Source organism: Sphingomonas sp. OV641, from assembly GCF_900109205.1.
Lineage (GTDB): Bacteria > Pseudomonadota > Alphaproteobacteria > Sphingomonadales > Sphingomonadaceae > Sphingomonas.
Genome location: NZ_FNZB01000001.1, coordinates 572,087 through 598,460, shown reverse-complemented (window position 1 = coordinate 598,460; position 26,374 = coordinate 572,087). Strand labels below are relative to the sequence as shown.

At 64.4% G+C, this 26,374-nt stretch carries 25 protein-coding genes; 10 read left to right on the top strand and 15 right to left on the bottom strand.

All coding sequences use genetic code 11. The features are described 5' to 3' along the window. Positions 1 to 256 precede the first annotated feature (256 nt). Genes BMX36_RS02660 through BMX36_RS02640 form a run of 5 tightly spaced genes read right to left on the bottom strand, consistent with a single transcriptional unit; the run spans position 257 to position 3,681 of the window. Positions 257 to 2,053 (bottom strand): acyl-CoA dehydrogenase C-terminal domain-containing protein, encoded by a 1,797-nt coding sequence (locus BMX36_RS02660; protein ID WP_093063593.1) that lies wholly within the window; start codon positions 2,051 to 2,053, stop codon positions 257 to 259. Between the two features lie 6 nt (positions 2,054 to 2,059). After that, on the bottom strand, positions 2,060 to 2,476 hold the full coding sequence (locus BMX36_RS02655; protein ID WP_066780203.1) for a MerR family transcriptional regulator: 417 nt from the start codon (positions 2,474 to 2,476) through the stop codon (positions 2,060 to 2,062). A 32-nt stretch (positions 2,477 to 2,508) separates the two neighbouring features. Continuing rightward, the gene (locus tag BMX36_RS02650) at positions 2,509 to 3,003 is read right to left on the bottom strand and encodes a hypothetical protein (protein ID WP_093063592.1); all 495 of its coding nucleotides are present in this window, start codon (positions 3,001 to 3,003) and stop codon (positions 2,509 to 2,511) included. An 11-nt stretch (positions 3,004 to 3,014) separates the two neighbouring features. Further along, positions 3,015 to 3,377 (bottom strand): phosphoribosyl-AMP cyclohydrolase, encoded by a 363-nt coding sequence (gene hisI / locus BMX36_RS02645; RefSeq protein ID WP_066780201.1) that lies wholly within the window; start codon positions 3,375 to 3,377, stop codon positions 3,015 to 3,017. A 52-nt stretch (positions 3,378 to 3,429) separates the two neighbouring features. Further along, positions 3,430 to 3,681, bottom strand: coding sequence for a Rho termination factor N-terminal domain-containing protein (locus tag BMX36_RS02640; protein WP_066780199.1), 252 nt, complete (start codon positions 3,679 to 3,681; stop codon positions 3,430 to 3,432). Positions 3,682 to 3,797: 116 nt separating this feature from the next. Between BMX36_RS02640 and purF the strand changes: the two genes are divergently transcribed. Together purF and BMX36_RS02630 are read left to right on the top strand one after the other, a co-directional pair. Then, complete coding sequence (purF, locus tag BMX36_RS02635) at positions 3,798 to 5,255, top strand: amidophosphoribosyltransferase (protein ID WP_066780197.1); 1,458 nt, start codon at positions 3,798 to 3,800, stop codon at positions 5,253 to 5,255. A gap of 81 nt (positions 5,256 to 5,336) precedes the next feature. Then, complete coding sequence (locus BMX36_RS02630; protein ID WP_066780195.1) at positions 5,337 to 6,047, top strand: SDR family NAD(P)-dependent oxidoreductase; 711 nt, start codon at positions 5,337 to 5,339, stop codon at positions 6,045 to 6,047. 118 nt (positions 6,048 to 6,165) lie between these two features. Here BMX36_RS02630 and BMX36_RS02625 read toward each other — a convergent pair whose 3' ends face one another. Genes BMX36_RS02625 through BMX36_RS02610 form a run of 4 tightly spaced genes read right to left on the bottom strand, consistent with a single transcriptional unit; the run spans position 6,166 to position 10,953 of the window. After that, complete coding sequence (locus BMX36_RS02625) at positions 6,166 to 7,398, bottom strand: serine hydrolase domain-containing protein (RefSeq protein WP_256210629.1); 1,233 nt, start codon at positions 7,396 to 7,398, stop codon at positions 6,166 to 6,168. Next, complete coding sequence (locus BMX36_RS02620; protein WP_093065161.1) at positions 7,395 to 8,612, bottom strand: SAM-dependent methyltransferase; 1,218 nt, start codon at positions 8,610 to 8,612, stop codon at positions 7,395 to 7,397. Before BMX36_RS02620 ends, BMX36_RS02625 begins: the two co-directional genes overlap by 4 nt. A 54-nt stretch (positions 8,613 to 8,666) precedes the next feature. Beyond that, on the bottom strand, positions 8,667 to 10,016 hold the full coding sequence (locus BMX36_RS02615) for a cryptochrome/photolyase family protein (protein WP_093063591.1): 1,350 nt from the start codon (positions 10,014 to 10,016) through the stop codon (positions 8,667 to 8,669). A 7-nt stretch (positions 10,017 to 10,023) separates the two neighbouring features. Continuing rightward, positions 10,024 to 10,953, bottom strand: a complete 930-nt coding sequence (locus tag BMX36_RS02610; RefSeq protein WP_093063590.1) for a histone deacetylase family protein — start codon at positions 10,951 to 10,953, stop codon at positions 10,024 to 10,026. A 43-nt stretch (positions 10,954 to 10,996) separates the two neighbouring features. Between BMX36_RS02610 and BMX36_RS02605 the strand changes: the two genes are divergently transcribed. Then, positions 10,997 to 12,019 carry an alpha/beta hydrolase gene (locus BMX36_RS02605; protein ID WP_093063589.1) on the top strand — a complete coding sequence of 341 codons (1,023 nt, stop codon included), beginning with the start codon at positions 10,997 to 10,999 and terminating at the stop codon, positions 12,017 to 12,019. A gap of 88 nt (positions 12,020 to 12,107) precedes the next feature. Here the strand turns inward: BMX36_RS02605 and BMX36_RS02600 are convergent, their stop codons facing one another. Then, positions 12,108 to 15,137: a TonB-dependent receptor plug domain-containing protein gene (locus tag BMX36_RS02600; protein WP_093063588.1), complete on the bottom strand. Its 3,030-nt coding sequence runs from the start codon at positions 15,135 to 15,137 to the stop codon at positions 12,108 to 12,110. A gap of 206 nt (positions 15,138 to 15,343) precedes the next feature. Beyond that, on the bottom strand, positions 15,344 to 16,765 hold the full coding sequence (gene ahcY / locus BMX36_RS02595; RefSeq protein WP_093063587.1) for an adenosylhomocysteinase: 1,422 nt from the start codon (positions 16,763 to 16,765) through the stop codon (positions 15,344 to 15,346). A gap of 303 nt (positions 16,766 to 17,068) precedes the next feature. Here ahcY and BMX36_RS02590 point away from each other — a divergent pair, with 303 nt between their 5' ends. Continuing rightward, positions 17,069 to 18,010 (top strand): class I SAM-dependent methyltransferase, encoded by a 942-nt coding sequence (locus BMX36_RS02590; RefSeq protein WP_093063586.1) that lies wholly within the window; start codon positions 17,069 to 17,071, stop codon positions 18,008 to 18,010. Between the two features lie 37 nt (positions 18,011 to 18,047). On the opposite strand, the gene BMX36_RS02585 is transcribed toward BMX36_RS02590, so the two are convergent. Further along, complete coding sequence (locus BMX36_RS02585; protein WP_066780510.1) at positions 18,048 to 18,608, bottom strand: YqgE/AlgH family protein; 561 nt, start codon at positions 18,606 to 18,608, stop codon at positions 18,048 to 18,050. Positions 18,609 to 18,711: 103 nt separating this feature from the next. On the opposite strand from BMX36_RS02585, the gene BMX36_RS02580 reads away from it, so the two are divergent. From BMX36_RS02580 to BMX36_RS02565, 4 genes are all read left to right on the top strand, one after another. Continuing rightward, a complete protein-coding gene (locus BMX36_RS02580) occupies positions 18,712 to 19,191 on the top strand; it encodes a peroxiredoxin (RefSeq protein WP_093063585.1) in 480 nt (159 codons plus the stop codon). Positions 19,192 to 19,233: 42 nt separating this feature from the next. Then, a complete protein-coding gene (locus BMX36_RS02575) occupies positions 19,234 to 19,485 on the top strand; it encodes a hypothetical protein (protein ID WP_066780508.1) in 252 nt (83 codons plus the stop codon). Between the two features lie 74 nt (positions 19,486 to 19,559). Next, positions 19,560 to 20,990, top strand: coding sequence for an AMP nucleosidase (locus BMX36_RS02570; protein WP_066780507.1), 1,431 nt, complete (start codon positions 19,560 to 19,562; stop codon positions 20,988 to 20,990). Between the two features lie 76 nt (positions 20,991 to 21,066). Continuing rightward, complete coding sequence (locus BMX36_RS02565) at positions 21,067 to 21,603, top strand: hypothetical protein (protein ID WP_093065159.1); 537 nt, start codon at positions 21,067 to 21,069, stop codon at positions 21,601 to 21,603. A gap of 80 nt (positions 21,604 to 21,683) precedes the next feature. Here the strand turns inward: BMX36_RS02565 and BMX36_RS02560 are convergent, their stop codons facing one another. Genes BMX36_RS02560 through BMX36_RS02550 form a run of 3 tightly spaced genes read right to left on the bottom strand, consistent with a single transcriptional unit; the run spans position 21,684 to position 24,747 of the window. Continuing rightward, positions 21,684 to 23,507 (bottom strand): M2 family metallopeptidase, encoded by a 1,824-nt coding sequence (locus BMX36_RS02560; RefSeq protein WP_093063584.1) that lies wholly within the window; start codon positions 23,505 to 23,507, stop codon positions 21,684 to 21,686. A 54-nt stretch (positions 23,508 to 23,561) separates the two neighbouring features. Beyond that, positions 23,562 to 24,323 carry an alpha/beta fold hydrolase gene (locus tag BMX36_RS02555; RefSeq protein WP_093063583.1) on the bottom strand — a complete coding sequence of 254 codons (762 nt, stop codon included), beginning with the start codon at positions 24,321 to 24,323 and terminating at the stop codon, positions 23,562 to 23,564. Next, positions 24,304 to 24,747: a GFA family protein gene (locus BMX36_RS02550; protein WP_093063582.1), complete on the bottom strand. Its 444-nt coding sequence runs from the start codon at positions 24,745 to 24,747 to the stop codon at positions 24,304 to 24,306. Before BMX36_RS02550 ends, BMX36_RS02555 begins: the two co-directional genes overlap by 20 nt. Before the next feature lie 158 nt (positions 24,748 to 24,905). Between BMX36_RS02550 and BMX36_RS02545 the strand changes: the two genes are divergently transcribed. Continuing rightward, on the top strand, positions 24,906 to 25,307 hold the full coding sequence (locus tag BMX36_RS02545; RefSeq protein ID WP_256210628.1) for a MarR family winged helix-turn-helix transcriptional regulator: 402 nt from the start codon (positions 24,906 to 24,908) through the stop codon (positions 25,305 to 25,307). After that, the gene (locus BMX36_RS02540; protein ID WP_093063580.1) at positions 25,300 to 26,373 is read left to right on the top strand and encodes an HlyD family secretion protein; all 1,074 of its coding nucleotides are present in this window, start codon (positions 25,300 to 25,302) and stop codon (positions 26,371 to 26,373) included. Before BMX36_RS02545 ends, BMX36_RS02540 begins: the two co-directional genes overlap by 8 nt. Position 26,374: the final 1 nt, after the last annotated feature.

Below are 26,374 nucleotides of genomic sequence, written 5' to 3'. Positions count from 1 at the left end.
CCACTGTTCCCCCAAACTCAATGGCGTGAGGCTTCCGAAGCGTTGGTTGCGGTGACGAGGCCGGCGTGAGGAGAATTTGCAGGTGTCTCGCGCGGGCAAGTACCCTGTTCATGCGGCACACCTCGCTGAACCGAGCGATCAAGCGCGGATCGTTAGCCAAGCGAAAAAGACCATGCCGGAAAGCGCGAACGCTCCCCGGCATGGTTAACCAGTCAATTACCGGATCGTTCGACCCGAACGATCCTGTGCGCGGCGATCAGGCCGCGCGGAACATCTCCGGCGGAAGTGCCATCAGTGCCTCTGCCCCGCCTTCGATCTGGCGGCGATAGGCGCCGGCCTCCGGCAGCACCCGCTCCGCAAAGAAGCGCGCCGTCACCAGTTTCGCCTCGAGGAAGGCGGCGTCGCCCTCGCCCGTGTCCTTCAGCGCCGCCGCGGCAACCGCCATGCGCAACCACATCAGGCCGACCGACACGACGCCCAGCAGGTGCATGTACGGCACCGCGCCCGCACCGATGTTGTTCGGGTTGGAAATGTTGCCCATGAACCACATGGTCGCCGCCTGAAGCTCACCCAGCGCCTTCTCTAGCCGGGTTGCGAGATCGGCCGCCGGCCCGCTCTTCGCCGCCGCGCATTCCTGCGCCACGATCTTGAAGAACAGCTGGATCGCACGGCCACCGTTCATCGCCAGCTTGCGACCGACGAGGTCCATCGCCTGCACGCCGTTGGTGCCCTCGTAGATCATCGCGATCCGGGCATCGCGCACATATTGCTCCATGCCCCATTCCTGGATGTAGCCATGGCCGCCATAGACCTGCTGCGCATCGGTCGCGATCTGATAGCCCTTGTCGGTGCCGACGCCCTTGATCACCGGGGTCAGCAGTCCGATCAGGTCGGCCGCTTCCTGCCGTGCCGCCTCGTCCTCGGCATTATGCTCCAGATCCACCTGAAGCGCGCCCCACAGGCACAAGGCGCGCAGGCCCTCCAGCCATGCCTTGCCGTTCATCAGCATGCGGCGCACGTCCGGGTGGACGAACAGCGTGTCGGCCTTTTCCTCGGGCTCGGCTGCACCGGTCAGCGCACGCCCCTGGCGGCGATCCTCGGCATATTGCACCGCGTTCTGGAACGCCGTCTCACCGACCGCCAGGCCCTGCAGGCCGACACCCAGGCGCGCCGCGTTCATCATGATGAACATCGCGGCAAGGCCTTTCATCTCCTCGCCGACCAGCCAGCCGGTCGCCCCGTCATAGTTGAGGACGCAGGTGGCGTTGCCGTGAATACCCATCTTGTGCTCGATCGAGCCGCAGGAAACGGCATTGCGCTCACCCAGCGAGCCATCGTCGTTCACCATCACCTTTGGCACCACGAACAGGCTGATGCCCTTTGAGCTGTCCGGCGCGCCCGGCGTCTTCGCCAGGACGAGGTGGATGATATTGTCGGTCAAGTCATGCTCACCGGCTGAAATGAAGATCTTGGTGCCGGTGATCTTGTAGGAGCCATCCCCCTGCGGCTCGGCGCGAGTGCGGATCAGGCCCAGGTCGGTGCCGCACTGCGGCTCCGTCAGGTTCATGGTGCCGCCCCACTCGCCCGACACCATCTTGGGCAGATACTTTTCCTGCTGCTCGGGCGATCCCTTCGCCACCAGTGCCGCGATCGCGCCATGGGCCAGGCCGGGATACATGGCGAACGCCATATTGGCGGAGATCATATATTCCTGGAACGCCGTGGAAATGACGTGCGGCATCCCCTGGCCGCCGAACTGCTCCGGCGCGGAAAGCGTTCCCCAGCCGGATTCCACGAACTGCTTATACGCTTCCTTGAAGCCGGCCGGCGTCGTCACCGATCCGTCCTCATGCCGCGTGCAGCCTTCCTGATCGCCGGACTGGTTGATCGGGAACAGCACCTCGGCAACGAAGCGGCCACCCTCCTCCAGAACGGCATCCACCGTATCGGGCGTAGCGGCGGCGAAACCGGGGACGTTGGCGTGGCGCGACAGGCCAACGACATGCTCCAGGACGAAGCGGGTGTCGCGCACTGGCGGGGTATATTGCGGCATGAAGGCTCAGTCCTTGTGTTCGGGATAGTCGATCAGGGAAACGAAATCTTCGAGTTCGGCGATCGCCGCATCGATGTCCGCCTTTTGCGCGGTCAGCGCATCGATCCGGGCACGGCAGCGCGCAATGGTCACCGCGCGCTGGGTGTGTCGCCCGTCGCCGATGTCATACAGGTCGATCATCTCGCGAATTTCGGCCAGGCTGAAGCCGACGCGCTTCCCCCGCAGGATCCAGGCGAGCCGCGCGCGATCGCGATGCGAATAGATGCGGGCCGTGCCGCGCCGCTCCGGCGCGATCAGTCCCTCGTCCTCGTAGAAGCGCAGGGCGCGCGGCGTCACGTCGAACTCCGCCGCGAGATCACTGATACTGAAATGGGAGCGATCCGTTCGGGGCGGAAGCGAGTCAAAGACGCCAGCAATCGACATGCCGGCGCCAGTACGTTCCGCTTACGTGAACGTCAACCGCAAAGCGGCTGCCCGTCCGGCCCGCGCATGGCGCGGGCCTCGGCCTCGGCGCTGCTCAGCCGGCTGGCGTTTACCGCGGTCAGCGTCGCGCGGCCGGTGCACCGGCTGTCGCATGCTCGCGGCAGGGTCGCGGGAAAGGTGATGCGCGCGCCGTCGAATGCCGCCTCGAAGGTGCATTCCTCCCCGAACGTCAGCCGCAGCCGGTCGCGTCCGGTCGCAGTGCCGCGCGCGACACAGCTTTGCCGATCGCCATAATCGACACTCGCGCCCACCCGGTAATTGTCACCCTGCGGAACGATGCAGATCTTGTCGGTGGCCGACCCGAAGGCGCCGACAGGATCGCGCCTCGCCGGATCGATCACGATGCCAGCGCGGATTGCCGCCTCCTCTAGGCCCGCTCCCGGGGCATCATCGGGCGACGCCTTGCGCTCCTGTTGCCCGCATCCGGCCAGCACCAATCCGATCGCCAGCGCGACTGTGCCGCGCATCTGCCCTGCCCTCAATCAACGCGCTCCAGCCCGCCCGATACGATCCGGCGATAGAAGCAGGACCGCGCGCCCGTGTGACAGGCGGGGCCAGCGGGCTCGGCGATGACCCATATCGCGTCCTGGTCACAATCCACGCGCAACTCGCGCACGGTCAGAACGTGACCGGAGGTTTCGCCCTTCACCCACAACGCCTGGCGGCTGCGCGACCAGAAGGTCGCCTTGCCAGTCTCCCGAGTCGCCGCCAATGCCTCCGCATTCATATGCGCGACCATCAACATCTCGCCGCTGTTCGCATCGGTGACAACGGCGGTCACCAGCCCTGCGGAGTCATATTTCGGGTCAAGGGCCAGGCCCTGTTCGCGCGCATCGGTCATGCCGCATTCTTATCCGCGCGGCGGTGCGAATCGCCAGCCCGCTTGACCGCCCTCACTTATGGTTGCGAATGGCATCCACCAGCTCGGCCTTGTTCATCTTGGATCGCCCCTCGATCCCGATCTCCTGCGCCTCTTCGTAGAGGTCGTCCTTGGTGCGGTCCTCCAGCCTGTCGCCGCGGTGATCCAGCGATCCGTTCGCCTTGGCATTGGCGATCCGCGCCGCCTTTTCCTTCGATTCGCCCTTCTTGCGCAGCTCCTCGTAGAGCGCATCGTCCTTGATCTGCGCGCCATGATCCTTGGCCATCGCCGGGTCTCCTCTCGCGTGCGAACAACCCATTGATGCTCCGATCGCTCCACCCCCCCATGACAAATCCGAGACAAGCGCTATATGGGCCGCGCACGACGCGAGCCCCCACCGCCATGCTGACCACCAATCCTTTCGACGACGACCATCTGCACGAGGAGTGCGGCATCTTTGGAGTTTCCGGCTCCGATGGCGCTGCTGCCCTGGTTGCGCTTGGGCTCCATGCCCTGCAACACCGCGGCCAGGAGGCCGCCGGCATCACCTCCTTTGACGGCACCCATTTCCACACCAAGAAGGCGATGGGCCATGTCGCCGGCAATTTCGACAGCGAGGCCGTGATCGGCGCGCTGCCGGGCACCGTTGCCTGCGGCCACGTCCGTTACTCCACCACCGGAGAGACGGCGCTGCGCAACGTCCAGCCGCTCTATGCAGAGCTGGCCAGCGGCGGATTCGCCGTGGCGCACAACGGCAACATCTCCAATGCGATGAAGCTCCGCCGGGAGCTGATCCGCCGTGGTTCGATCTTCCAGTCGACCAGCGACACCGAGACGATCATTCACCTCGTCGCCACCTCCAACTATCGCACGCTGCTCGATCGCTTCATCGACGCGCTGAAGCAGGTGGAGGGCGCCTATGCGCTGATCGTGATGACGCCGGAGGGCATGATCGCCTGCCGCGATCCGCTCGGCATTCGCCCGCTCGTCATGGGCAAGCTCAACGGGTCCATCATCTTCGCCAGCGAGACGGTCGCGCTCGACGTGGTCGGTGCCGAGTTCGTCCGCGTGGTAGAGCCCGGCGAACTCGTGATCGTCCAGGGTACCGAGATGCGCTCGATCCATCCGTTCGGCCCGGTCGCGCCCCGCCCGTGCATCTTCGAATGGGTCTATTTCTCCCGCCCGGATTCGATCGTGGACGATCACTCGGTCTATTCGGTCCGCAAGTCGATCGGCCAGCAGCTGGCGATCGAGGCGCCGGTCGATGCCGATCTGGTCATCCCGGTGCCCGACTCGGGTGTACCGGCGGCGATCGGCTATGCGCAGGAAAGCGGCATCCCGTTCGAACTCGGCATCATCCGCTCGCATTATGTCGGCCGCACCTTCATTCAGCCGGGCGACAAGGTCCGCCATCTCGGCGTCAAGCTGAAGCACAACGCCAATCGCGCGCTGATCGCCGGCAAGCGGGTCGTTTTGATCGACGATTCGATCGTTCGCGGCACCACCAGCCTGAAGATCGTGCAGATGATGCGGGAGGCCGGCGCGGCAGAGGTGCACATGCGCATCGCCAGTCCGCCGACCAAGCACAGCTGCTTCTACGGCGTCGACACGCCCGAACGCGCGAAGCTGCTCGCCGCCACGCATGATCTCGGCGCGATGACCGATTTCATCCATGCCGACAGTCTCGCCTTCGTGTCGATCGACGGCCTGTACAAGGCGTTGGGGCAGAAGAGCCGGTCGCAGTTCCGTCCAGGTTATTGCGACGCCTGCTTCACGGGCGACTATCCGACCACGCTGACCGACCATGACGATACTGCCGCCGTGGATCAGTTCGCGATGCTCGAGGAGCGCGTCGCCTAAACCTTGCCGCGCGCCCTCGCTTGACGAGGGCGCGTCTCGGGCCCTCTCGCCCGTGCGCAACCGTCTGCCTTGGGATTCTGGATGAACAAGCCGCTTGAGAATAAGCTCGCCCTCGTCACTGGCGCGAGCCGCGGAATCGGCGCCGCCACTGCCATCGCTCTGGCGGCACAGGGCGCGCATGTCGTCGTCACCGCGCGCACGGCAAAGGCGCTGGAGGAAGTGGAGCAGCAGATCTTCGACGCCGGCGGCTCGGCGACGATTGCGCCGCTGGATCTGACAGAGAAGGATTCGATCGCACGGCTTGCCGCGGCCGTCGCTGAGCGGTGGCAGGCGCTCGATGTGATGGTGTTGAACGCCGCCACACTCGGCTCGCTCGCCGCCGTGCCCGCAATCGACGCCAAGGAACTTGCCGCCGTGCTGACGCTCAACGTCTCAGCTCAGGCAGCGCTGATCCAGGCGTTCGATCCGCTGCTGCGCCAGTCGGAAGCCGGCAAGGTGATCGGGATTACCTCCTCGGTCGGGCGCAAGCCGCGCGCTTATTGGGGTGCTTATGGCGCGTCCAAGGCCGCGTTCGAAACGCTGCTGGGCGCTTATGGAGACGAAGTGTCCGAGATCAGCCGCGTGCGCACCGCGATCATCGATCCCGGCGCCACCCGCACGAAGATGCGCGCCCGCGCCTATCCCGGCGAGGATCCCGCATCGGTGAAGCCGCCCGAAGCGGTGGCCGATCACATCACGTCGCTCGTCCTGAACGGCTTCGAAACCGGCCTTTGGGAGCGGGTGCCGGGCTAAGTTCCGGACCAGCCGCCTCGCGTCTGTTCCGCACACTCACTCCGGTCCCGAGCACTCCGCTACGGTGCCGTTTGATCCAGCGCGGGCAAGCTGCGCAGTAGTCGCGCGCCGAGTTCCATCACTGCCGCGCTGCCGCGAACAATCGCTCCATGAAGGTCATGCGCGCCTGCGACAGGTCTGATCCGGTCGCCTTGGGCCAGGCGGATACCATTGCGATCACCGTCCGGCTCGCCGGATCGACCGTAATGCTCTGGCCGAAGATCCCCTGTCCGCCGAACCGGTCCTGCGGATAGACCCACCATTGATAGCCATAGCCGAAGCCCGGCCGTCCGATCGAGGCATGGGCACGGGTGGCGTCGGCAAACCAGCCCGGCGGCACGATGCCCTTGCCGCCTTCCAGCGCCAGCAGACCCATCCGCGCGTAATCGCGCAGCGATACCGAAAGGCAGCATCCCGCCACTTCGCGGCCGCTCGCATCGACCATCCAGAAGGCGTCGCTTTCCATCCCGTACGGGCGCCACACCTTTTCGCTAAGATATGTCGCCAGTGGTTTCTTCACGGCGTTGGCGACCAGCACGCCGATCAGGTTCGTCTCTCCGGTCTTGTAGACCCACTTCGCACCCGGCTCCGCCTCGCGCGAAAGCGTGCGCATATAGGCGACGGTCGGGTCCATGCCGGTGGGCACCGGGATGGAAAACATCCGCGCGACGTCGGACTTGGGATCGGTGTAATCCTCGTTCCACTTCACGCCCGACGTCATGGTCAGCAACTGGCCGATCGACACGCCATCATAGGCGCTGCCGGCAAGGTCCGGAATATACCGGGTCACCGGCTCGTCCACCGAACCGATGAAGCCGTCCTTGATCGCCGCTCCCACCAGGGTGGAGGTGAAGGATTTCGCCACCGAGAAGCTCGTCCACCGCCCATCGCGCGTCAGCCCGCGCGCATATCGTTCCAGCCGCACCTTGCCGTCCTGAACCACGATCAGGCCGGCGACGTTCTGATCCCGAACATAAGCGTCGATCTCGGCCGCCGGCACCGGCAGCGGCACGCCCTGGGGCAGGTCGCGCAGCTTGCCTCCCGCCTTCACGACATGGACTGGAAAGTGATCTTCCATATGCGGGAAGTTCTGGTCGCGCTCCTGCTGGGACCAGAACAGAACGGCCGCACCCACCTGCTTCAGCTGATCGCGATTGGCGGCGGTGATCGGCACCCCGGCAGCGATCGCCTGCGCGCTGCCCTCAGCAGCCGACACCGGCTGCGCGGCTGCGTTGCTCTGCGGTGGTTGCTGGGCCGCACATCCGCAAAGCAGCATCGCGGCCAGCGCCGCGCCAAAGGCAAACCGCTTCATGCCCCCTCCTTGACCAGCGTGATCTGCACGACATCGATGCCGCCGCCGCGAAACCCGCCTTCGCAATACATCAGGTAGAAGCGCCACAAGTCAACGAAGCCACGATCGAACCGCGCCGGCAGGCGCCCTTGCGCCACCGCATTGTCGAACCGCACCCGCCATTGCCGCAGCGTTTCGGCATAATCCTCACCAAAGGCATGTCGCCCCCGCCATGTCAGCCCGTTTGCCTCGGCCAGCGCTTGGAACTGCGGCTCATGGATCAGCATGCCGCCGGGAAAGACGCAGGCCTGGATGAAGTCGACGTTGCTGGAATAGGCGGGCCAAACGTCTTCGGCGATCTTGATGAACTGGATTGCCGCGCGGCCGCCCGGCTTCAGCGCGCGGGAAATCGCCGCCAGATAATCGTTCCAGTAACGCTCCCCCACCGCCTCGACCATCTCGATTGAAGCAATGCCGTCATATTGCCCTTTGACGTCGCGATAATCGGTCAGTGACACGGCCACCGGCAGGTCGCGGGTGCGCACCGCCACATGCCGCTGCTGCTCCTCCGCCAGCGTTATCGCACGCACCTTGATGCCCCGCTTGCCGGCCGCTTCCGCCAGCGATCCCCAGCCGCAGCCGATCTCCAGCATCGTCCCGCCGGTGGGCACGTCCAGTCGGTCGAGAATGGCGGAAAGCTTGCGATGCTGCCCGGCCTCCAGCGTATCGCCAGCGGCGAACAAGGCGCTGGAATAGGTCAGCGTCGGGTCCAGCCACGCTTCGTAGAAATCGTTGCCTAGATCGTAATGCGCAGCAATGTTGCGCCGGGCGTTGCGCCGGTCATTGTGGCGAAGGGCATGGATCAGCCGGGCGGCGACACGCGCTCCGCGCTTCGCCCGCGCCACATTGCCCAGCGTGCCCCGGTTACGCATGAACAGAACGAAGATCGGCACCAGATCCGGGCTGGTCCAGTCGCCATGCGCCCAGCCTTCGTACCAGCCGATCGAGCCGCCGGTCACCAGTCGCCGCAACGCGCGCCAGCGCACCACCGTGACATGCGCAATCGGGCCCGGCCCTCTTCCGCCGAGCAGCCTGCGTGTTCCGTCGGGCAGGCTTGCCTCGATCGCTCCTTGCTCCAACCCGGCATCGATCCGATCGAGAATGCGATGATAAAGCGGCGCGACGCTGCGCGCCCAGCGGTTATGTGACCGCGCCAGTTCGACCTTCCCGTGCATGGCGCGCTCATGCACCGGCGGGGCACGCGGCGGAAGAGGCGAAGATGATGGCGGTCAGCGTACTTTGCGGCCCGCCGCCAGTGCGCGTTCGCGCGCTTCGCGATGGCCGATGATCTTCGGCGGGTAATCGGCGGGGCGACAGCCTGCCTCGTCCGGGTCGTGGATCGTTTCGTTGGATAGCCCGCGCAGCTCCGGCACCCAGCGCCGGATATAGTCGCCCGCCTCGAACTTCTCCGATTGGCTCAGCGGCGCCATGATCCGGCCGAACATGTTGGCGTCGATCCCGGTCCCCGCCACCCACTGCCAGTTCACGCTGTTGTTGCCGTAATCGGCATCAACCAGCGTGTCCCAGAACCAGCGCTCGCCCGCGCGCCAGTCGATCAGCAGATGCTTCACGAGGAAGCTCGCGGTGATCATGCGCACCCGGTTGTGCATCCATCCGGTTGCCCACAATTGCCGCATCCCGGCGTCGACGATGGGATAGCCGGTCCGCCCCTGCTGCCACGCCTTCAGGTCCGCCGGCGCCTCTCGCCATGGTAGTCGATCGAACTGCCTGCGCCCGTTCTCACGCGCATAATCGGGCAGCGCCAGGATCAGCCCCGCGGTGAAATCCCGCCATGCCAGCTCTCGCCGAAACGCGGCCCCACCCTCGCCCCCGTCGCTCAGCTTATGCCACACCTGGCGCGGTGAGATCTCGCCATGGTGAAGGTGCGGCGACAGCCGGGACGTGCCTTCCTCGGACGGCATGTTGCGCCCGGTCGAATAGTGCCGGATCGCATCCGCGAAGGTTTCGAGGGCCCCGCGTGCCCCCGCCTCTCCTGGCGCCCACTCCTCGAAGCCGCTTGCCCAGTTCGGCCGGGTTGGCAGGAGATTCCAGTCCGCGAGATCGTCGCTCGCGGGCCAGTGCTCGGGCGCGGTTAACACGTCCGGGGCGCCGCACGGGGGCTCGGGCGGCAGCGAGGCCGAAAGACTCCGGAAGAAGGCCGAGAAAATCCGGAAGCGGCCGCCGCTTGCCGTTGTCACGCTCTCCGGCGGCCGCAGATGCCCCCCCTCGTGCAAGCAAAGCCCTTCGCCAATGGCCGCTTCCGCTGCCCGCCACCATGGTTCGTAATGGCGGATGGCGTGGATGGCGTCGGCGCCGGTTTCCTCCGCCAGTGCCAACAGGGTTGCCGCCGCAGGGCCCTGCCGCAGGATCAGTCGGCTGCCTTTCTCCCGCAGCGATGCGTCCAGCGTGGCTAGGCTGTGGTGCAGCCACCAGCGCTGCGCACCGCCGATCCGCCACTCACCCGGTCCTTCGTTATCAAGCACATAGACGGGAATGATCGCGCCCGATGCAGCGGCCGATAGCAGCGCTGGGTGGTCGTGGAGGCGGAGGTCCTGGCGAAACCAGACGATGGTGGTCATCGCCGCTCTACGCGGCTGGGGTCAGCCGGGTTCCTGCCTGCCATCGCTCGGCATAGGCCCGGCCCAGCCGCAGGATGACATCAACATGCCGCCGCGCGATGGCCAGCACGTCATCGCCATACCCACCCCCCACCGTGCTCGCCATCGGCAGCCCGCGCTCAAGCGCCATGTTCGCGACCAGCAGGTCACGTTTCCCCAATCCGTCCTCTGTCAGCGAGAGGCGCCCCAGCCGGTCGCCGCTGAACGGATCGACCCCGCCCTGATACAGGATCAAATCGGGCGCGAACTCCTGAAGCAGCGGCGGCAATGTCGATCGCAGCGCATCCAGATAGCCCCCGTCGTCCACGCCGTCGGGCAAAGGCACATCCACGGTAGACCTCGCCTTTCTTGCCGGGAAGTTCTTTTCCGCGTGAATCGAATAGGTTGCGATGGCTGGGTGGCCGGCGGTCAGCGCGGCCGTGCCATCGCCCTGATGCACGTCCACATCGACAATTAGGACGCGGCGGCCTTCGCGTGCGAGTTGCAGTGCTGCGATCGCCAGATCGTTGAACACGCAATAGCCAGCACCCGTCGCCGCTAGCGCGTGATGGCTGCCCCCTGCCGTGTTCGCGGCAAAGCCATGGGCCATCGCAAGCCGCGCCGCCTGGTATGTGCCGCCAGGCACCACCTGCGCTCGCCGCGCCACCACCGCCGTCACAGGAAAGCCGATCCGCCGTTCCTTGTCCCGTGGAACGCGAACCTCCAGCACCTCCGCGACATAGCCGGGATCATGCGCCGCTTCGAGCCACGAGCGCAGCGCCAGATCCGGCTCGTGCCAGCAAATCGCCGCCCCCTCGGCGCGCAGGAGATCACGAATTGCGCCGTTCTTGCCCCAGCGATAACTGCTCCTGCCGGGCGCTTCCGCGACATAATCGGGGTGATGGACGACAGCGATCATCTGCGCCAAGATAGGTAGCAAAAGCGAACCTGAGGAGAGAGGAATGACTGATACGCTGATCCGCGACACGCAGGGTGGCGCCGCTTCGTCGAACGATGGGCCCTATGTGCGCCCCGACGTGCGCGGCTTCCTCGATTTTCTGAACAGCACGCCCGGCCCCAAGACGCATGAAGGCACCGCCGAGGCTGCGCGCCAGATGTATCTCGCGATGAAGGACGTTGCTGATACGCCCGTCGGGGAGCTCGCAACGGTCAAGGACCTCATCATCCCCGGGCCCGCCGGTGACATTCCGGCGCGCCTGTTCGACGTACGCGCCACGCGGGAACCGGGCCCGGTTGTTGTCTTCTTCCACGGCGGCGGCTTCGTGATCGGCAACATCGATACCCATGCCAGCTTCACCGCGGAAATGTCGCGCCAGCTCGATCTGCCGGTGGTCTCGGTAGATTATCGCCTCGCGCCGGAGCATCGCTGGCCAGCCGCCCCGGCGGACTGCGAAGCGGCGGCACGCTGGATCGCCTCCAGCCCGTCGGAACTGGGCCGGACCGCCACCGGGTTGGTCCTGTCGGGCGACAGCGCCGGCGGGACGCTGACGATCACCACGGCGATGAGCCTGCGGGACAATGCCGCCGACGTGCCGGTCATCGTTCAGGCGCCAATGTATCCGGCCGCCGACATGAACAGGGAATATCCCTCGTTCAACGACTTCGCCGATGGTTACCTCCTCACCCGCGAGACGATGATCTGGTTCGCGGAACATTATCAGGCGGACTTTACCGATTTCCGCGGATCGCCGATGATCGGCAACCTGGTCGGCCTTCCGCCGGCGGTGGTCATCACGGCGAGCCTGGATCCGATCCGCGATCAGGGACGCGCTTATGCCGCCGCGTTGATCCTGGCGGGCGTGCCAGTCACGTTCCGTGAGGCGATCGGCAACATCCACGGCTTCATCACGTTGCGACAGGCCGTGCCGTCCAGCGCCGGTGACGTTGCCGGCTATCTCGCCGCCGTGAAGGACGCGGTGGTCCAGGCGGAAGGCCAGCGGGTGATGAAGCAGGCAGCAGGCTGATCGCCGCTCTTCACTCATCGAACACGCAAAAGGGGGGCTGGAACGGATGTGCGTTCCAGCCCCCCTCCGATTCAAGCAGGCGACCCGATCAGAAGATCGAGTCGAGCGCCAGCCGCGCGCCGGCATAGAAGTACCGGCCTATAGGCGAATAGGGATAACGAATGCTCGCTACGTCGCCGACCTTGTTGGTCAGATTGTTGACGCCGAAGTAGATGTTGAACCTGTCGCTAGCGGCGATGGACGCCTGAACATCATGCTCCCAGCGTTCGCGGTAGAAGATGTATTGCGGATCCGAGATGTCCGGGTTCGCGACAACCTCGTCCTCCGTGTACCGGCGAAGCTTGCTGAAATAGTTCAGGCCATAGTTCAGCGTCAGCGCGTCCTTGGTCCAGGTAAGGTCGAAGGTTCCGCTATATTTCGGCGCCAGCCGGGTCACGCTGGCACGCAGCAACTCGTTCTCGCGCTCGGCACCTGGCGTCGGCACAAAGTCCAGGCGATCGAGATAATTGCCCACCAGCTTGAGGTTGAACACACCGGCCGAACCAGCGTCGATCCGGTAATTGGCCGTCACGTCCAGTCCCTGCGTGCGGAACTCGGCGACATTCTGCGGACGCACGAAATAGTCGGACACATAACCCGTGGTGGAAGAGCGGGTCACGTTGGCACAATAGATGTTGTCGAGCGTCGGCTGATCGACGCACAGGTCGACAAGCTGCTGCGCCTCGGGCGTGTTGATCGCATCCCTAAGCTTAATGTTGAACCAGTCCGCGGTGATCTGCAGCCCCGGCACGAAGCGCGGCTGGACGACGACGCCGACCGTCCATGTCTCCGCGGTTTCCTCACCCAAAGCGTTGTTACCGCCGGAACGGCCCGGCAATGTGGCGGTCGCCTGCGGGTCGTTCACCGGGTTGAAGGCGGAGATCTGGGCGGGCGAAAGGCCGGCCGCGGTCAGCGCCGCCTGGCAATTGGCGACGCGATATTGCGTGCCCTCCGGCAGATTCTCCGGATCGCACGGATCATCAATAAAGGAGAAGGCCCCGTTCTGCGGCGCGAACAGCTCCGTCACGTTCGGTGCGCGCACCGCTTCCGAATACCCGCCGCGGAACCGCACGTCGCGCACGGGAGCGTAGATCCCGCTGACCTGCCAGGTCGTGGTGCTGCCCACCGTGGAATAATCGGACAGGCGAAGGGCGGCATTGAATTCCAGCGTGTCGGCAAACGGCAGGTCGCGCAGCACGGGAACGCGCAGTTCTCCGAACGCTTCCTTGACATCGAAGCTGCCGCGCTCCGGCAGGATCTGCGCCAAATCGGCCAGGGCACCTTGCTGTGACAGCGGGTCCGACACGAAGGAGCTGATTTCCTTGCGGTATTCACCGCCAATCGCGAAATCGACCGGCCCGCCAGGCAGCTCAAAGAACTGGCCGAAGTCGCCCGAGATCGATCCCGACACCACATGCTGCTGCACGCGATAGGTGTTGATCAGATCGGCATTGATGAAGTTGAGCGCCGCGGCACTCGCAACATTCTCACCCAGGATGTTCAGCGGCTGACACCCGCTGCTTGCCCCCGGCGTGAAGGTGGTTGCCGGCGCATCGAAGTTGTTCGGGTCGATGTTGGCGGTGGGATCCAGATCCGAACGACACACGATCTGCCCGCTGGTCGGATCGCGCACCGCATCAAGCGCCGCGAAATAGCGGTCCGCAATGCGATAGTTGGTGCTCAGGAACCGGCTGTCGGTCCGCCCATAGACATAGGAAATTTCATATCGGGCATGGTCGCTGATCCGCCCGTCCGCGCCGATGACGGCACGATAGGTTTCACGCTTGTTCGATTCACCCCGCACGCCAAGATCGAAATTGTCGCGCGAGACCAGCGCGCCGGCCGGTGCAGCGCCACCGAAGCGATCCAGGAGAAAGGCATTGTCCGGCGCGAGATAGGTGAAGAAGTCGAAACTCGGCTGCGCGACGCTGAAGCTCTTGGTGTTGGTGTATTTGCCCTGCGCGAACAGTCGCAGCGCCGGTGACACTTCGAAGCTGGTCAGCAGATTGATGTTGTGAATGCGGTTCTGCGGCTGGAGATCGCCCTGATAGCCCGCCTGTGGCGTGCTGTCGCCGCCCTGCGTCAGGCCGGTGCCCGGCAGGAGGCGGCCGCGATCATATACCCGTCCGCTGCCCGTGAAGTCTGGCGTCCCGGTAAATTCGAGTTCTCCGGTTTCGGGGTTCAGCACCTGGCGCACGTTCACCGCGCCATCGCGCGAACTGTCGGCATAGCGCAGGTTGTTGGTCAGCACGCGGTCGAAGCGGCTCGGATCGTCCGGGATGTCGCCCGGATCGCGAACCAGTCCGAACAACTGCTGCGGATCGCCGGTGCGGCTGCGGCTGAAGCTGCTGAGCCGGTCGTCTTCCCGGAACTCATACGACAGGGCCACATTGCCGCGACCACCGGAAAAGTTCTTGCCTGCGGTGATCGAGATATAGCGGTTGCCCGCATCGCCCTCGTCCGAAATGCCGGTCTGGGCACGGGCGAGCAGCCCCTCGAAATTGCGCTTCAGGACGAAGTTGACGACGCCCGACACGCCATCCGCACCGTACACTGCTGATGCGCCGCCCGTGGTCACGTCGATTCGATCGATCAGGTCGACAGGGATGGTGTTGATGTCCACCGATGCCGAGCCGGGCAATCCCGCAACGTGGCGGCGACCGTCGACCAGCACCAGCGTACGATCCGTTCCCAGATTGCGCAGGTTCAGGAGGTTGGTGCCCGTTGCGCCGAACCCTCCGGTCGACCCCGACTGTGTACCGCTGGTGGATGAACCAAGCAGGGCGGGGTTTTGCGCCAGGAAATCGGTTACGTTCACACGGCCCGATTGTTGAAGCGTCGCGGCCGAGAAGCTTGTCACCGGGGTGGGAGCATCGACTTCGGGGCGGGCGATGCGCGAACCGGTGACGACGATGTCGGCGTCCCCGCTGGCATCGTCGGTCACTGTTGCGACATTGTCGGCGGTCGGCACCTCTGCGGTCTGGCTCTGCACGGTCGGTTCGACCTGCGCGGCAGCGGGAAGAGCGATCATGCCGCTCAGGAGAGAAGATGCCAGTAGCGTGCGGCGCAACGTAGTCATGACTAAGCCCTTTTACTGATCGGGGCGCCCGTTTCGGCGCTCTTGATTTTGGGGGGCTCAACTCTTCGTACTGCGCCTTGGATGCAAGCTTTCCGTAGCGTTAACTACATTGCCTTGGAACGTGTTGCACCAGGGTTACACGGAGCCGAAACGAAAACGGCGGCCGCTCTCGCGAGCGACCGCCGTTTGCACCGTGGATCAGCGCATCAGTAGCGATAGTGATCCGGCTTGAACGGCCCCTCGACCGGCACGCCGATGTAGCCCGCCTGCTTAGCTGTCAGCTTCGACAGCTGCACGCCCAGCTTCTCGAGGTGCAGCGCCGCAACCTTCTCGTCGAGGTGCTTGGGCAGGACGTACACTTCATTCTTGTAGTTCTCGCCCTTGGTCCACAACTCGATCTGCGCCAGCGTCTGATTGGTGAACGACGCGCTCATCACGAACGACGGGTGACCGGTCGCACAGCCCAAATTCACCAGACGACCCTTGGCGAGGATGATGATCTGCTTGCCGTCCGGGAACTTCACCAGGTCGGTTCCCGGCTTCACTTCGGTCCACTCGTAATTGTCGAGCGCGGCGATCTGGATCTCACTGTCGAAGTGGCCGATGTTGCACACGATCGACATCGGCTTCATCGCCTTCATGTGATCGGCGGTGATCACATCAGCGTTGCCGGTCGCGGTGACGAAGATGTCGGCGCGCTTCACCGCCTCGTCCATCGTCACGACTTCGAAGCCTTCCATTGCCGCCTGCAACGCGCAGATCGGGTCGATCTCGGTAACGAGCACGCGCGCGCCGCCATTACGCAGCGACTGCGCGGAGCCCTTTCCAACATCGCCAAAGCCGGCGACGCAGGCGACCTTGCCGGCGAGCATCACGTCGGTGGCACGGCGGATCGCGTCGACGAGCGATTCCTTGCAGCCGTAAAGATTATCGAACTTCGACTTGGTCACCGAGTCATTGACGTTGATCGCGGGGAACGGCAGCTCGCCCTTCTTGGCGATCTCGTACAGGCGGTGGACGCCGGTGGTGGTCTCTTCCGAAACGCCCTTCAGGTTCTTGACCGTCTCGGTGAGATAGCCCGGCTTCTTGGCGATGAACGCCTTGAGCGCGCGCTGGAACTCGACCTCTTCAGCATTCTCCGGCTCGCCAAAGGAAGCGCCGGCTTCGAGCTTGGCGCCCCAGAGCGCGAACATCGTCGCGTCGCCGCCATCGTCGAGGATGATGTTGGCGGTCTGGCCGTTGCCGTCATCCCAATCGAAGATGCTGCCGACATAGTCCCAGTAATCGGCCAGGCTCTCGCCCTTTACCGCGAACACCGGGATGCCGGCTGCGGCGATCGCGGCCGCGGCATGGTCCTGCGTCGAGAAGATGTTGCACGTCGCCCAGCGGACGTCGGCACCCAGCGCCGTCAGCGTCTCGATCAGCACCGCGGTCTGGATCGTCATGTGCAGCGAGCCGGTGATGCGCGCGCCCTTCAGCGGCTGCGACGCGCCATATTCCTCGCGCAGCGCCATCAGGCCCGGCATCTCCGTCTCGGCGATGTTGATCTCGGCGCGGCCGAAATCGGCAAGGCCGATGTCCTTGATGACATAGTCGGTGGTGGTGGGACGATCGAGAACGGTGGCCACTACGGGTCTCCAGGAAAGTGACGCCGGCCAAGGCCTATCACCGGCCGGCATACCGCCAGACATAACGCCCGCCCCTCCTGATTACAAATATAAAGATATCTTTATATCTCAGCCGAAGCCGGTCTGTGTAGCTGCGCTCCTCACCCGTTGGAGGAATTGACATAGCCCCTTTGTACCCAGGTCTGACATAATCACCCTGCGGGGTTGGCGTGCTCAGTTCAGCAACAATCCCATCCCCATGCCTCCATCCTTAGCTCAAGAGGCACTGTCGCTGGATGGTGCGGCGGTGCGTACGATCGCTCCATGCTTGTTTCCCTTGAAGAGATCGCGCCGCTGTTGCGCTCGCCGGTGACGGGCGGGCCACTGACACGTTGCGAAACAAGCCTGGTGGACGAAGCGGATACGTCCACTAGGTTCAGCTTCGTCGGCCACGCGCCGGTACTCGTGGATTTCAGCCGCTCCATCTTCTCGCAGGAAGCCCTGCTCGCCAACCAAGCGGAGAGCCAGGTGCGCCGACCGCGCTTCGATGGGCTGCGCTCGCAGGTGAAACGCCTCCTTTCGCCGCCAAAGAAAATCACCAGCGAGAACGTTCAGGAATTCATCCGGCTGCTGCTGAGGGACAACGACCGTCCGGTGGTGCTTGTCGTCGGGGGTGGCACGATCGGACAAGGAATGGCGCCGCTCTACGAACATCCCACCATTCGCGTGGTAGCGCTGGACGTATATGCGTCTCCCTTGGCACAGCTCGTCGCGGATGCGCACCAAATCCCATTAGCCGACGCCAGCGTCGACGGCGTGGTGGTTCAGGCCGTTCTCGAACATGTGCTGGAACCACAGGTCGTCGTGGACGAGATATGGCGCGTCCTGCGGCCAGGGGGTATCGCTTATGCTGAAACGCCGTTCCTTCAGCATGTGCACGAAGGTGCCTATGACTTCCTCCGCTTCACGGCGAGCGGGCATCGCTGGCTGTTCCGCCGGTTTGAGGCGATCCGCACCGGCGTTTGCGGCGGCGCCGGCACGCAGATGCTCTGGTCCATCGACTATTTCGTTCGTGGGCTGTTTCGCTCCGTCGCTGCCGGGAAGGTCGCCAAGCTGTCGTTCTTCTGGCTGGCGGCGTTCGATCCGCTCATCCCCGCAGCCTATGCGAGCGATGCCGCAAGCGGCTTCTACCTCATGGGCCGCAAAAGCGAGACGGGTCTGACGCCTCAGCAAATGCCCGCGGTCTATCATGGCGCACAGGGTTGACCGTCCTCACCGCGCAGGTCTCGCGCATACAGATCGTTCAGGCGTGCCCGCTCTCACTGCCGAGCAGCCTGGGGTCGATGCCGGCGGCGCTGAACCCGCGGCTCCATCGGTCCGCCGTGCCCGTGTCGAACAACATGCCCTCGTCGTCGTTCACGTTCAGCCAGCCATGCCGCGTCATCTCGTCATCGAGCTGACCTGCGCCCCATCCGGCGTAGCCAAGAGCGACCAGCCAGCGCCCCGGCCCCTTGCCCGAAGCGATCGCGCGCAAGGCGTCGAGCGTTCCGGAAAGCGCCCATTTGCCGGCCACGTCGATAGTGTCCTGGCCGCTCCAGTCACGCGAATGCAGAACAAAGCCGCGGCGCGTCTCGACAGGACCACCGAAATGAATGGGCGCATTCGGCGTCTCGCCGGGATCGATGCTCACCTGCTCCAGCACGTCGTGCAGTCCGAGCCCGGCGAGTTGAGCGCCGATTCCGATGCCGATCGCCCCCTTTGTGTCATGCGCGCAAACGGCGATCACCGCTTGCTGAAATCGCGGATCGCCGATCCCGGGCATGGCGAGGAGGAACTGGCCGGTGAGAAAGGTCGCTGTCTCCATAGAGTTACTCTAAGCCGAGCGACGCCGGGTCGTCACGCTTGAAAAGAAGCCACGGCATTGCGAGGAGAGGCTGACCGCAACAAGCGGCTGCAGGAGAATTCGAATGACGATCAAGGTCGGGGACAAGCTGCCCGGGACTACTCTTGTGAAAGCGACGGAAAACGGCCCTGAAGCGATTGACGCGCAGGATTATTTCGCTGGTCGTCGAATTGCCCTGTTCGCGGTTCCGGGCGCCTTCACCCCGACTTGCTCCGCGAAGCACCTGCCCGGCTTCGTCGAAAAGGCCGCCGAGCTGAAGGCGAAGGGGATCGACGAGATTGCCTGCACCTCCGTGAATGATCCGTTCGTGCTTGGCGCATGGTCGAAGTCAGCCGGCGCTTCCGACGTGACCATGCTCGCCGATGGCAACGGAGACTTTGCCGAAGCGCTCGGCCTGTCCATGGATGGGTCGAAGTTCGGCATGGGCAAGCGTAGCCAACGCTATGCCATGATCGTCAACGACGGCGTGGTGGAGCAACTCCATGTCGAGGCGCCGGGCGAGTTCAAGGTCAGCTCGGCGGATCACCTTCTCGGCAACCTCTGATCAAGGCACGCGTTGGTCGGCTATCTTCGAAGGAGGAATGGCATGACCAACGCAACCCACACCGATGCGGGCCAGAAGGACTCAGCCACCCTGGCGGAGCGCGCACGTAACGCTGCCGGTGACGCTCAGGCGCGGATGAACTCCGCCACCACCGCGACCGTGGATGCTGCCAAGGAGCATCCCTATGCGACAGCGGGCATCATCGCCGGTGTCGCTGCCGCCGTGGGCGGTGCCGCTTACGCCGCCAGCCGGCGCAGCCAGCCGGAAACCGGCAAGGGCAAAACCAAACACTGATGAACCAGGGCCGCTCCGCGCACGCAGCGGAGCGGCGTCTTGCCAGTGTCACCGCCGCGGCGTAACAATCCGCGATGACTGCACAAGAGATCGTTGCCGAACTAGACCGGCTCTACACCGACGCTGTTGCCCGCTTACAAGCCGCACTGAACCTTTACCTGACCAAGGGTGTGGCGCCCTCGCCCGAATCGCGCCGTGACGGCTCGTTTGCTTATCCGGAAATTCGTCTGAGGTTCCTGGGTGGCATCGATCGCCCTGCCCCGCTGCGCTCGTTCGGCCGGCTGGTCACGCCCGGCGAATACCGCATCTCCGTAACAAAGCCCGGCTTGTTCGCCGAATACCTGATCGAGCAGCTTACCCTGCTGATCGAGGATTATGAGGTTTCGGTCGAAGCGGTTCCGGGCGCAACGGAGATCCCCTTCCCCTACGTGCTTGATGCGGGTCACGCGCTCAGCCTGGACGAAGTCTCCGCGGCCGAACTCGCCCGGCATTTCCCGGCAACCGAACTTGCCCATATCGGTGACGAGATTGCGGATGGATTGTGGGCGTCGATCGACGGAACGCGCCCGCTCGCCCTCTTCGACGGGCTTCGCACCGATTTCAGCCTCGCCCGCCTGCGGCACTATACCGGCACGGCGCCGGAGCATGTCCAGCGGTATGTGCTGTTCACCAACTATCACCGCTACGTCGACGAATTCGTCCGCTGGGCCACGGCGCAGGTAGATGGCGACAGCCGCTTCACCGCACTGGCCGGCCCCGGCGGCGTGATGTTCCGTCCCGGGGATGATCCCGCGATGCTGGATGACACGGCATGGCGGCGGCTCCAAATGCCGGCCTACCACCTCATGGCGCCGGATCGCGCCGGCATCACCCTGGTCAACATCGGCGTCGGCCCGTCCAACGCGAAGACGATCACCGATCATTTGGCCGTGACCCGGCCGGATGCCTGGATGATGATCGGCCACTGCGGCGGGCTGCGGCCGTCGCAGCGCATCGGGGACTATGTCCTGGCGCACGCCTATCTCCGCGACGACCATGTGCTGGATGATATGCTGCCGCCCGAGATCCCTGTCCCCGCCATCGCGGAGGTGCAGCAGGCGCTGGCACGAGCCGCCGAAACAGTCTCCGGTCAATCCGGCGAGGAACTGAAGCGGCGCCTGCGCACCGGCACGATCGTCACGACGGACGATCGCAACTGGGAGCTTCGCTACAGCCGGTCGGCGCTACGCTTCTCGCTCAGCCGCGCAGTCGGGATCGACATGGAATCGGCAACAATCGCGGCGCAGGGCTTCCGCTTCCGCGTTCCATACGGAACCCTGCTGTGCGTGTCCGACAAGCCGTTGCACGGCGAGCTCAAATTGCCGGGCCAGGCCAACCGCTTCTACGAGCGGGCGATTTCCGAACATATGCGGATCGGGATCGAGACTTGCGAAGAGCTGCGCCGCGAGGGGCAGAAGCTGCACAGCCGCAAGCTGCGCGCCTTCAACGAGCCGCCATTCCGCTAAGCGACGTTGCGGTGAGGAAACGTTTCATCGGGTCGCTGCGTTACGCTCCCCATTCATGCAGTATGGGGAGCTGACCTTGGCCGACAACGAAGAAACGCCGCCTGCCGCTGCGCCCAAGCCGCCCGCCCGGCGGGCTCCGCGCAAGAGCTCCACGGCGAAGTCGGCCGCAGACAAGCCGGCTGCCAAGCCGCGCCGGAAGCCTGCGGCGGAAGCGAGTGAAAGCGCCGCAAAGCCCGCGCCGGCCAGAAAGTCACCGGCCCCGCCGAAGCCGCGCTCGACCAAACGTGCGACGCCGCCACCCAAACGGCCTGCGAAGCCGAAGGCACAGTCGAGCGCCGAGACGGACAAGCCACCCGTCTGGAAGAGCAAGGCCGCCATTGCAGGCGGGCTCGCCGCCGTTGGTGCCGCGGCGACGGCCGCATTGCTGTCGCTACGCGGTTCGACACCGAAGAAGCAGGCCGACGATCAGCCCGCCTCCGCAACAAGCGAGAAGCCGGCCGGCACGAGCAGCTCGCCCGATGATAAGGCGAAGAAGGCGCACATGCCTGACGGCGAGGATGCATCGAAATCCTTCGAAGCCGGCATCGCAGACGAGAACGTCATACCCGAATAGCGACGCCTAAAGCGCTTGCCGAATCAATCACGTGAACACCGCTTCATGTCGCATGAAGCGGTGTTCATTGTTTCTGGCTATTACCAGCCGCTCGGCTTTCCCTTGTTCTGCTGATCGAGCCACTTCTTCAGCGGGGCGAAATAGGCGACCATCGCCTTCCCCGACATGTCGCGCATGCCCGTGAAGGCCTGAAGCGCGTCCGGCCAGGGCTTGGACTGACCCATCTTCAGCATCGCATCGAGCTTCGCGCCCACGTCCTTGTCGCCGTAGAAGGAACAACGGTGGAGCGGCCCCTTCCAGCCAGCCTGCTTGCACGCTGCCTCGTAGAACTGGAACTGGAGAATGCGCGCCAGGAAGTAGCGCGTGTACGGCACTCCCGCCGCAACGTGATACTTGGCGCCGGCATCGAACTTGGTTTCGTCACGTGCGACCGGGGGAACGATGCCCTGGTACTGTAGGCGCAGCTTGTCCCAGCCCGCCTGCATCTGGCCAGCGGGGATCTCGCCCGAGAACAGCTGCCAGCGGTATTTGTCCACCATCAGCCCGAAAGGCAGGAACGCCACCTTGTCCATCGCTTGGCGCAGCAGCAGACCGACATCCTTGTCCGCCGCCGGCACCTTCGCCTGATCGAGCAGGTTGATCTTCACCAGATAGTCCGGCGTGATCGACAGTGCGACGAAGTCGCCGATCGCCTCGTGGAAGCCGTCATTCGCACCGTTCTTGTACAGGAACGGCTGCTGATTGTAGGCGCGCTGATAGTAATTGTGGCCGAGCTCGTGGTGGATGGTGACGAAGTCATCCGAATTCACCTTGGTGCACATCTTGATGCGCAGGTCGTCGACATTGTCGACGTCCCAGGCACTGGCGTGACAGATCACCTCGCGATCCTGCGGCTTCACGATCTGCGACCGCTTCCAGAACGTCTCGGGCAGAGGCGCAAAGCCGAGCGAGGAATAGAAACCCTCACCGGTCTTCACCATCTTCACCGGATCGTACTGCTTCGCCTTGAGCAGATCGCCGATGTCATAGCCTAAGTCGCCCGCACCGGCCGGCGCCACGACGTCATAGATGTTGCCCCATTCCTGTGCCCACATGTTGCCGAGCAGGTCGGCGCGGATCGGGCCGGTCTTGGGCTGCACGGCGTCGCCGTACTTCTCATTGAGCTTCCAGCGAACATAGGTGTGCAGCGCCTGGTACAGCGGCTCCACCTCACCCCAGAGCTTATCGGTGAGCGCGGCGAATTCGTCAGGCTTCATGTCATAGCCGGACCGCCACAGCGCGCCTGCGTCCTTGAAGCCCAACCCAACCGCGCCCTCGTTGGTCAGCTTGGTCGCGGCGACATAATCCTGGCGCATCGGCGCGCCGACATTGTCGTGCCAGCTGACCCACATTTCCTTCAGCTTGGCGGGATCACGCTCATCGCCCATCGCCGCCTCGATGTCCGAGCCGTTGATCGGCTGGCCGTTCAGCGTTCCGCGGCCCTTGCCGTAGCTGGAGCCCATCTTGGTGAAGAGCGTGGACAGCTCCTCCGCTGCCCCTGCGCGGGTGGGCGCCGGCAGGGTGATCCCGCCGACCAGAAGATCGAGCTTGCGGCGGGTGTCCGCCGACAGGCCGGGCAGCGCGCGATATTTGGCGGCTTGCGTCGCGAGCTTCACCTGAAGCTCGGTATATTCGCCACCGGCCTTGGCGGCGAGCGCGTCGGTATCGTCGGTGATATAGGTCGCGTTCACCCAGGCGATCCGCGCGCCATCCACGCTGGCATCCGCAAGCTTCTTTTCTGCCGCCGCGACAAACGCATCTGCCTGAGCAGGCGTGACTGCGGGCGAGGTCGCCTGCTGGGCCGCCACGGGAACGGCGACAAGCGTCGCCGCGAGGGCGGCGAGCGATACGATCTGACGATTCATGCTGTGTCCTGATGTGTCGTTATGGTGTGAAACTGCGCGCCGGGCGCAGCACGGTCAACCCGCCAGGAACTCTGCGATAGCTTGGCCAAGCTCCGGTTTTGTCACCGAACTCATGTGATTGCCCGGCACCTCCACCAACCGGCCGTGCGGGAGCAGATCGGCCAGCGCCGCCGCGGACCCATTGTCGTCGTCTTCTCGGCCATTCACCACAACGGCCGGCCACTCGAACGCTGCTACCGCCCCGCGCGGGGTCGATACGAACGTATCGAGAATGCCCAGCAACGCTACCGGATCACCACCAGTCGTCTTGAGGAATGCCTCCGCGAGCCAGGCCGGGCTTCCTCGCTCGTGCTTGCCGAGATTGGTGAGGATATGGCGAAAATGATCCTGCCGGCGCTCCGCATGAATGATGCCCTCCAACCCCATGCCGGAAAAGACGACGCGACCTGGCGTCGCGCCGGTTGCAAGCATCCGGCCGGTCGTGCGGGCTCCAAGAGAATAGCCGCCCAGATCATAATCGGTGAGGCCCAGGTGCGCGATCAGCGCATGACCATCCTGCGCCAGCGCGTCAGGCGGATAAGCGGCCGACCCATGAGGCTTGTCGCTGTCGCCATGCGCGCGAAGGTCCGGCATGATGACGCGATAGCCCTTGGCGGCGATCGCGTCGGCATGACCGTAGCGGATCCAGTTGGTATTCGCGTCTGAGAAATAGCCGTGGATCAGGACAATTGGGCGGCCAGCCCCCATCTCATGCCAGGCCAGCTTGGTGCCATCGAAACTGGCGAAGTGATGCGTCTCAATCGGGTGTTTTGCCACAAGCGTCCATCCAGCGTTTCACGACATTCTCATTCTCTTCGCTACGCGTGCGTGGCAAGTCCCCCGTATCGAGCCACGCTTCATGCATACTTTCGACTGCGTAATGATGTTTCGGTTTGAACCGTTGGGGATCGTCGAAGCTGCCGATCGTCACGTCGACGTTCTCCGCATCCTGGAGAAATGCGAAGCCAAGCGGCGTACCGCAGCCCGAGCAAAACGGCCGATGCGCGATCGCCGACGAGCGATACCAGTCGGGGCCACTCTCCCATCGCAACTTGCCCGCCGGCACGTTCACATATGCGATGGAGACGCCGCCGGTCGCCCGCTGACACATGCGGCAATGGCATAGGTAGGCGTCGTCACTCTCGATCTCGGCTGCATAGCGGACACGCCCGCACTGGCAGCCTCCCGTCATCAGCGTCATTCACCGGCTCCTCGGCAGGACCAACGCCTGAGGCTCAGGTCTGCTGCACGGCTATTTAATCCGGCACTGTGCGACAACACTTCCATTATATAAGCCTGCTTATTATGTGTGCGCATATGACAGACACGTTTGGCTTCCTGCTCAGCGACACGGCGCGAATGCTGCGCAAGCGCTTTGATGAGCGGGCGCGGCAGCATGGCGCCACACGCGCCCAGTGGAAGGCACTGCTGGCCATCAGCAGGAATGAAGGGATCAACCAGGGCAATCTCGCCGATCTGCTCGAGGTGGAACCGATCACCTTGTGTCGGCTCATCGATCGCATGCAGGAAAGCGGCCTCGTCGAGCGGCGGCGCGATCCCAACGACCGCCGTGCTTGGCAATTGTTCCTTACCGAGAAAGCCGGCCCGGTGCTCGAGGAACTGCACGAAACTGCCGATGAGCTGATGTCGCAGGCCCTTTTGGAAATTTCAGAAACACAGATCGACACGATGACAGAGCTACTCAACCGTATTCGCCACAATCTTTCCGCCAGCGAAACTCGGGAGGTCGCCCATGGCTGATGCCGATCCGAAGCCGGGCGCCGAGGCGCAGGTCGCCATGGGCACGCCCGTGGCGGAGCCCTCCGCCAAACGTCGCGGGCTGATCCGCCCCGTGCTGATGTTCGGCCTGCCGCTGCTGATCGCTGTGGTCGCCGGCTATTTCTATCTCACCGCCGGCCGCTACATTTCTACCGATAACGCCTATGTGCGGCAGGACGTGATTTCGATCAGCCCCGACGTGTCTGGGCGCATCGTGGCGGTGAACGTCAAGGAGAACCAGCGCGTCAAGGCTGGCGATATCCTGTTCCGGATCGATCCGGAGCCTTACCGGATCGCCCTGGCACAAGCGAATGCGGATCTCGCCTCGGCGCGGGTTCAGGTCGCCACCATGGCCACTGACAGCGGCAGCGCCGCGGCCGACATCGCGAGCGCACGTGCCGAGCTTACGTTGGCGGAGGCGACGTATCAGCGGCAAAACGAATTGATGAAGCGTGGCTTCACCACCCGCGCCAGCCTCGACGCGGCCACGCAGGATGTCGCCGCCGCGCGGGCGAAGATCGCGACCGGTCAGGCGGCAGCCGCTCGGGCACAGCAGCAGGTCGGCTCGGGGGGAGGCTCCGGCCAGCCCGCCGCCATTCAGGTGGCCTTGGCCAAGCGCGCGCAGGCAGAACTCAACCTTCAGCGGACCACCGTTCGCGCACCGGCTGACGGTGTCGTCAGTCAGACAAGCCGGCTGCAGGTCGGAAACATCACTCCATCCGGGGTGCCTGCCCTCAGCCTCGTGGTCAGCGATCAGACCTGGGTCGAGGCCAATTTCAAGGAAACGGATCTCGATCACATGCGTGTCGGCCAGCCCGCCGAACTGGGTTTCGACGCCTATCCCGACCTGAAGGTTACCGGCCGGGTACAATCGATCGGCGCCGGCACGGGCAGCGAGTTTTCCGTGCTTCCGGCACAGAATGCGAATGGCAATTGGGTGAAGGTGACGCAGCGCGTTCCCGTGCGCATCGCGATCGACGGCACGCCGCCGCGCGCGATGATCGCGGGCCTTTCGACCGACGTCAGCATCGACACCGGAGCACATTGAG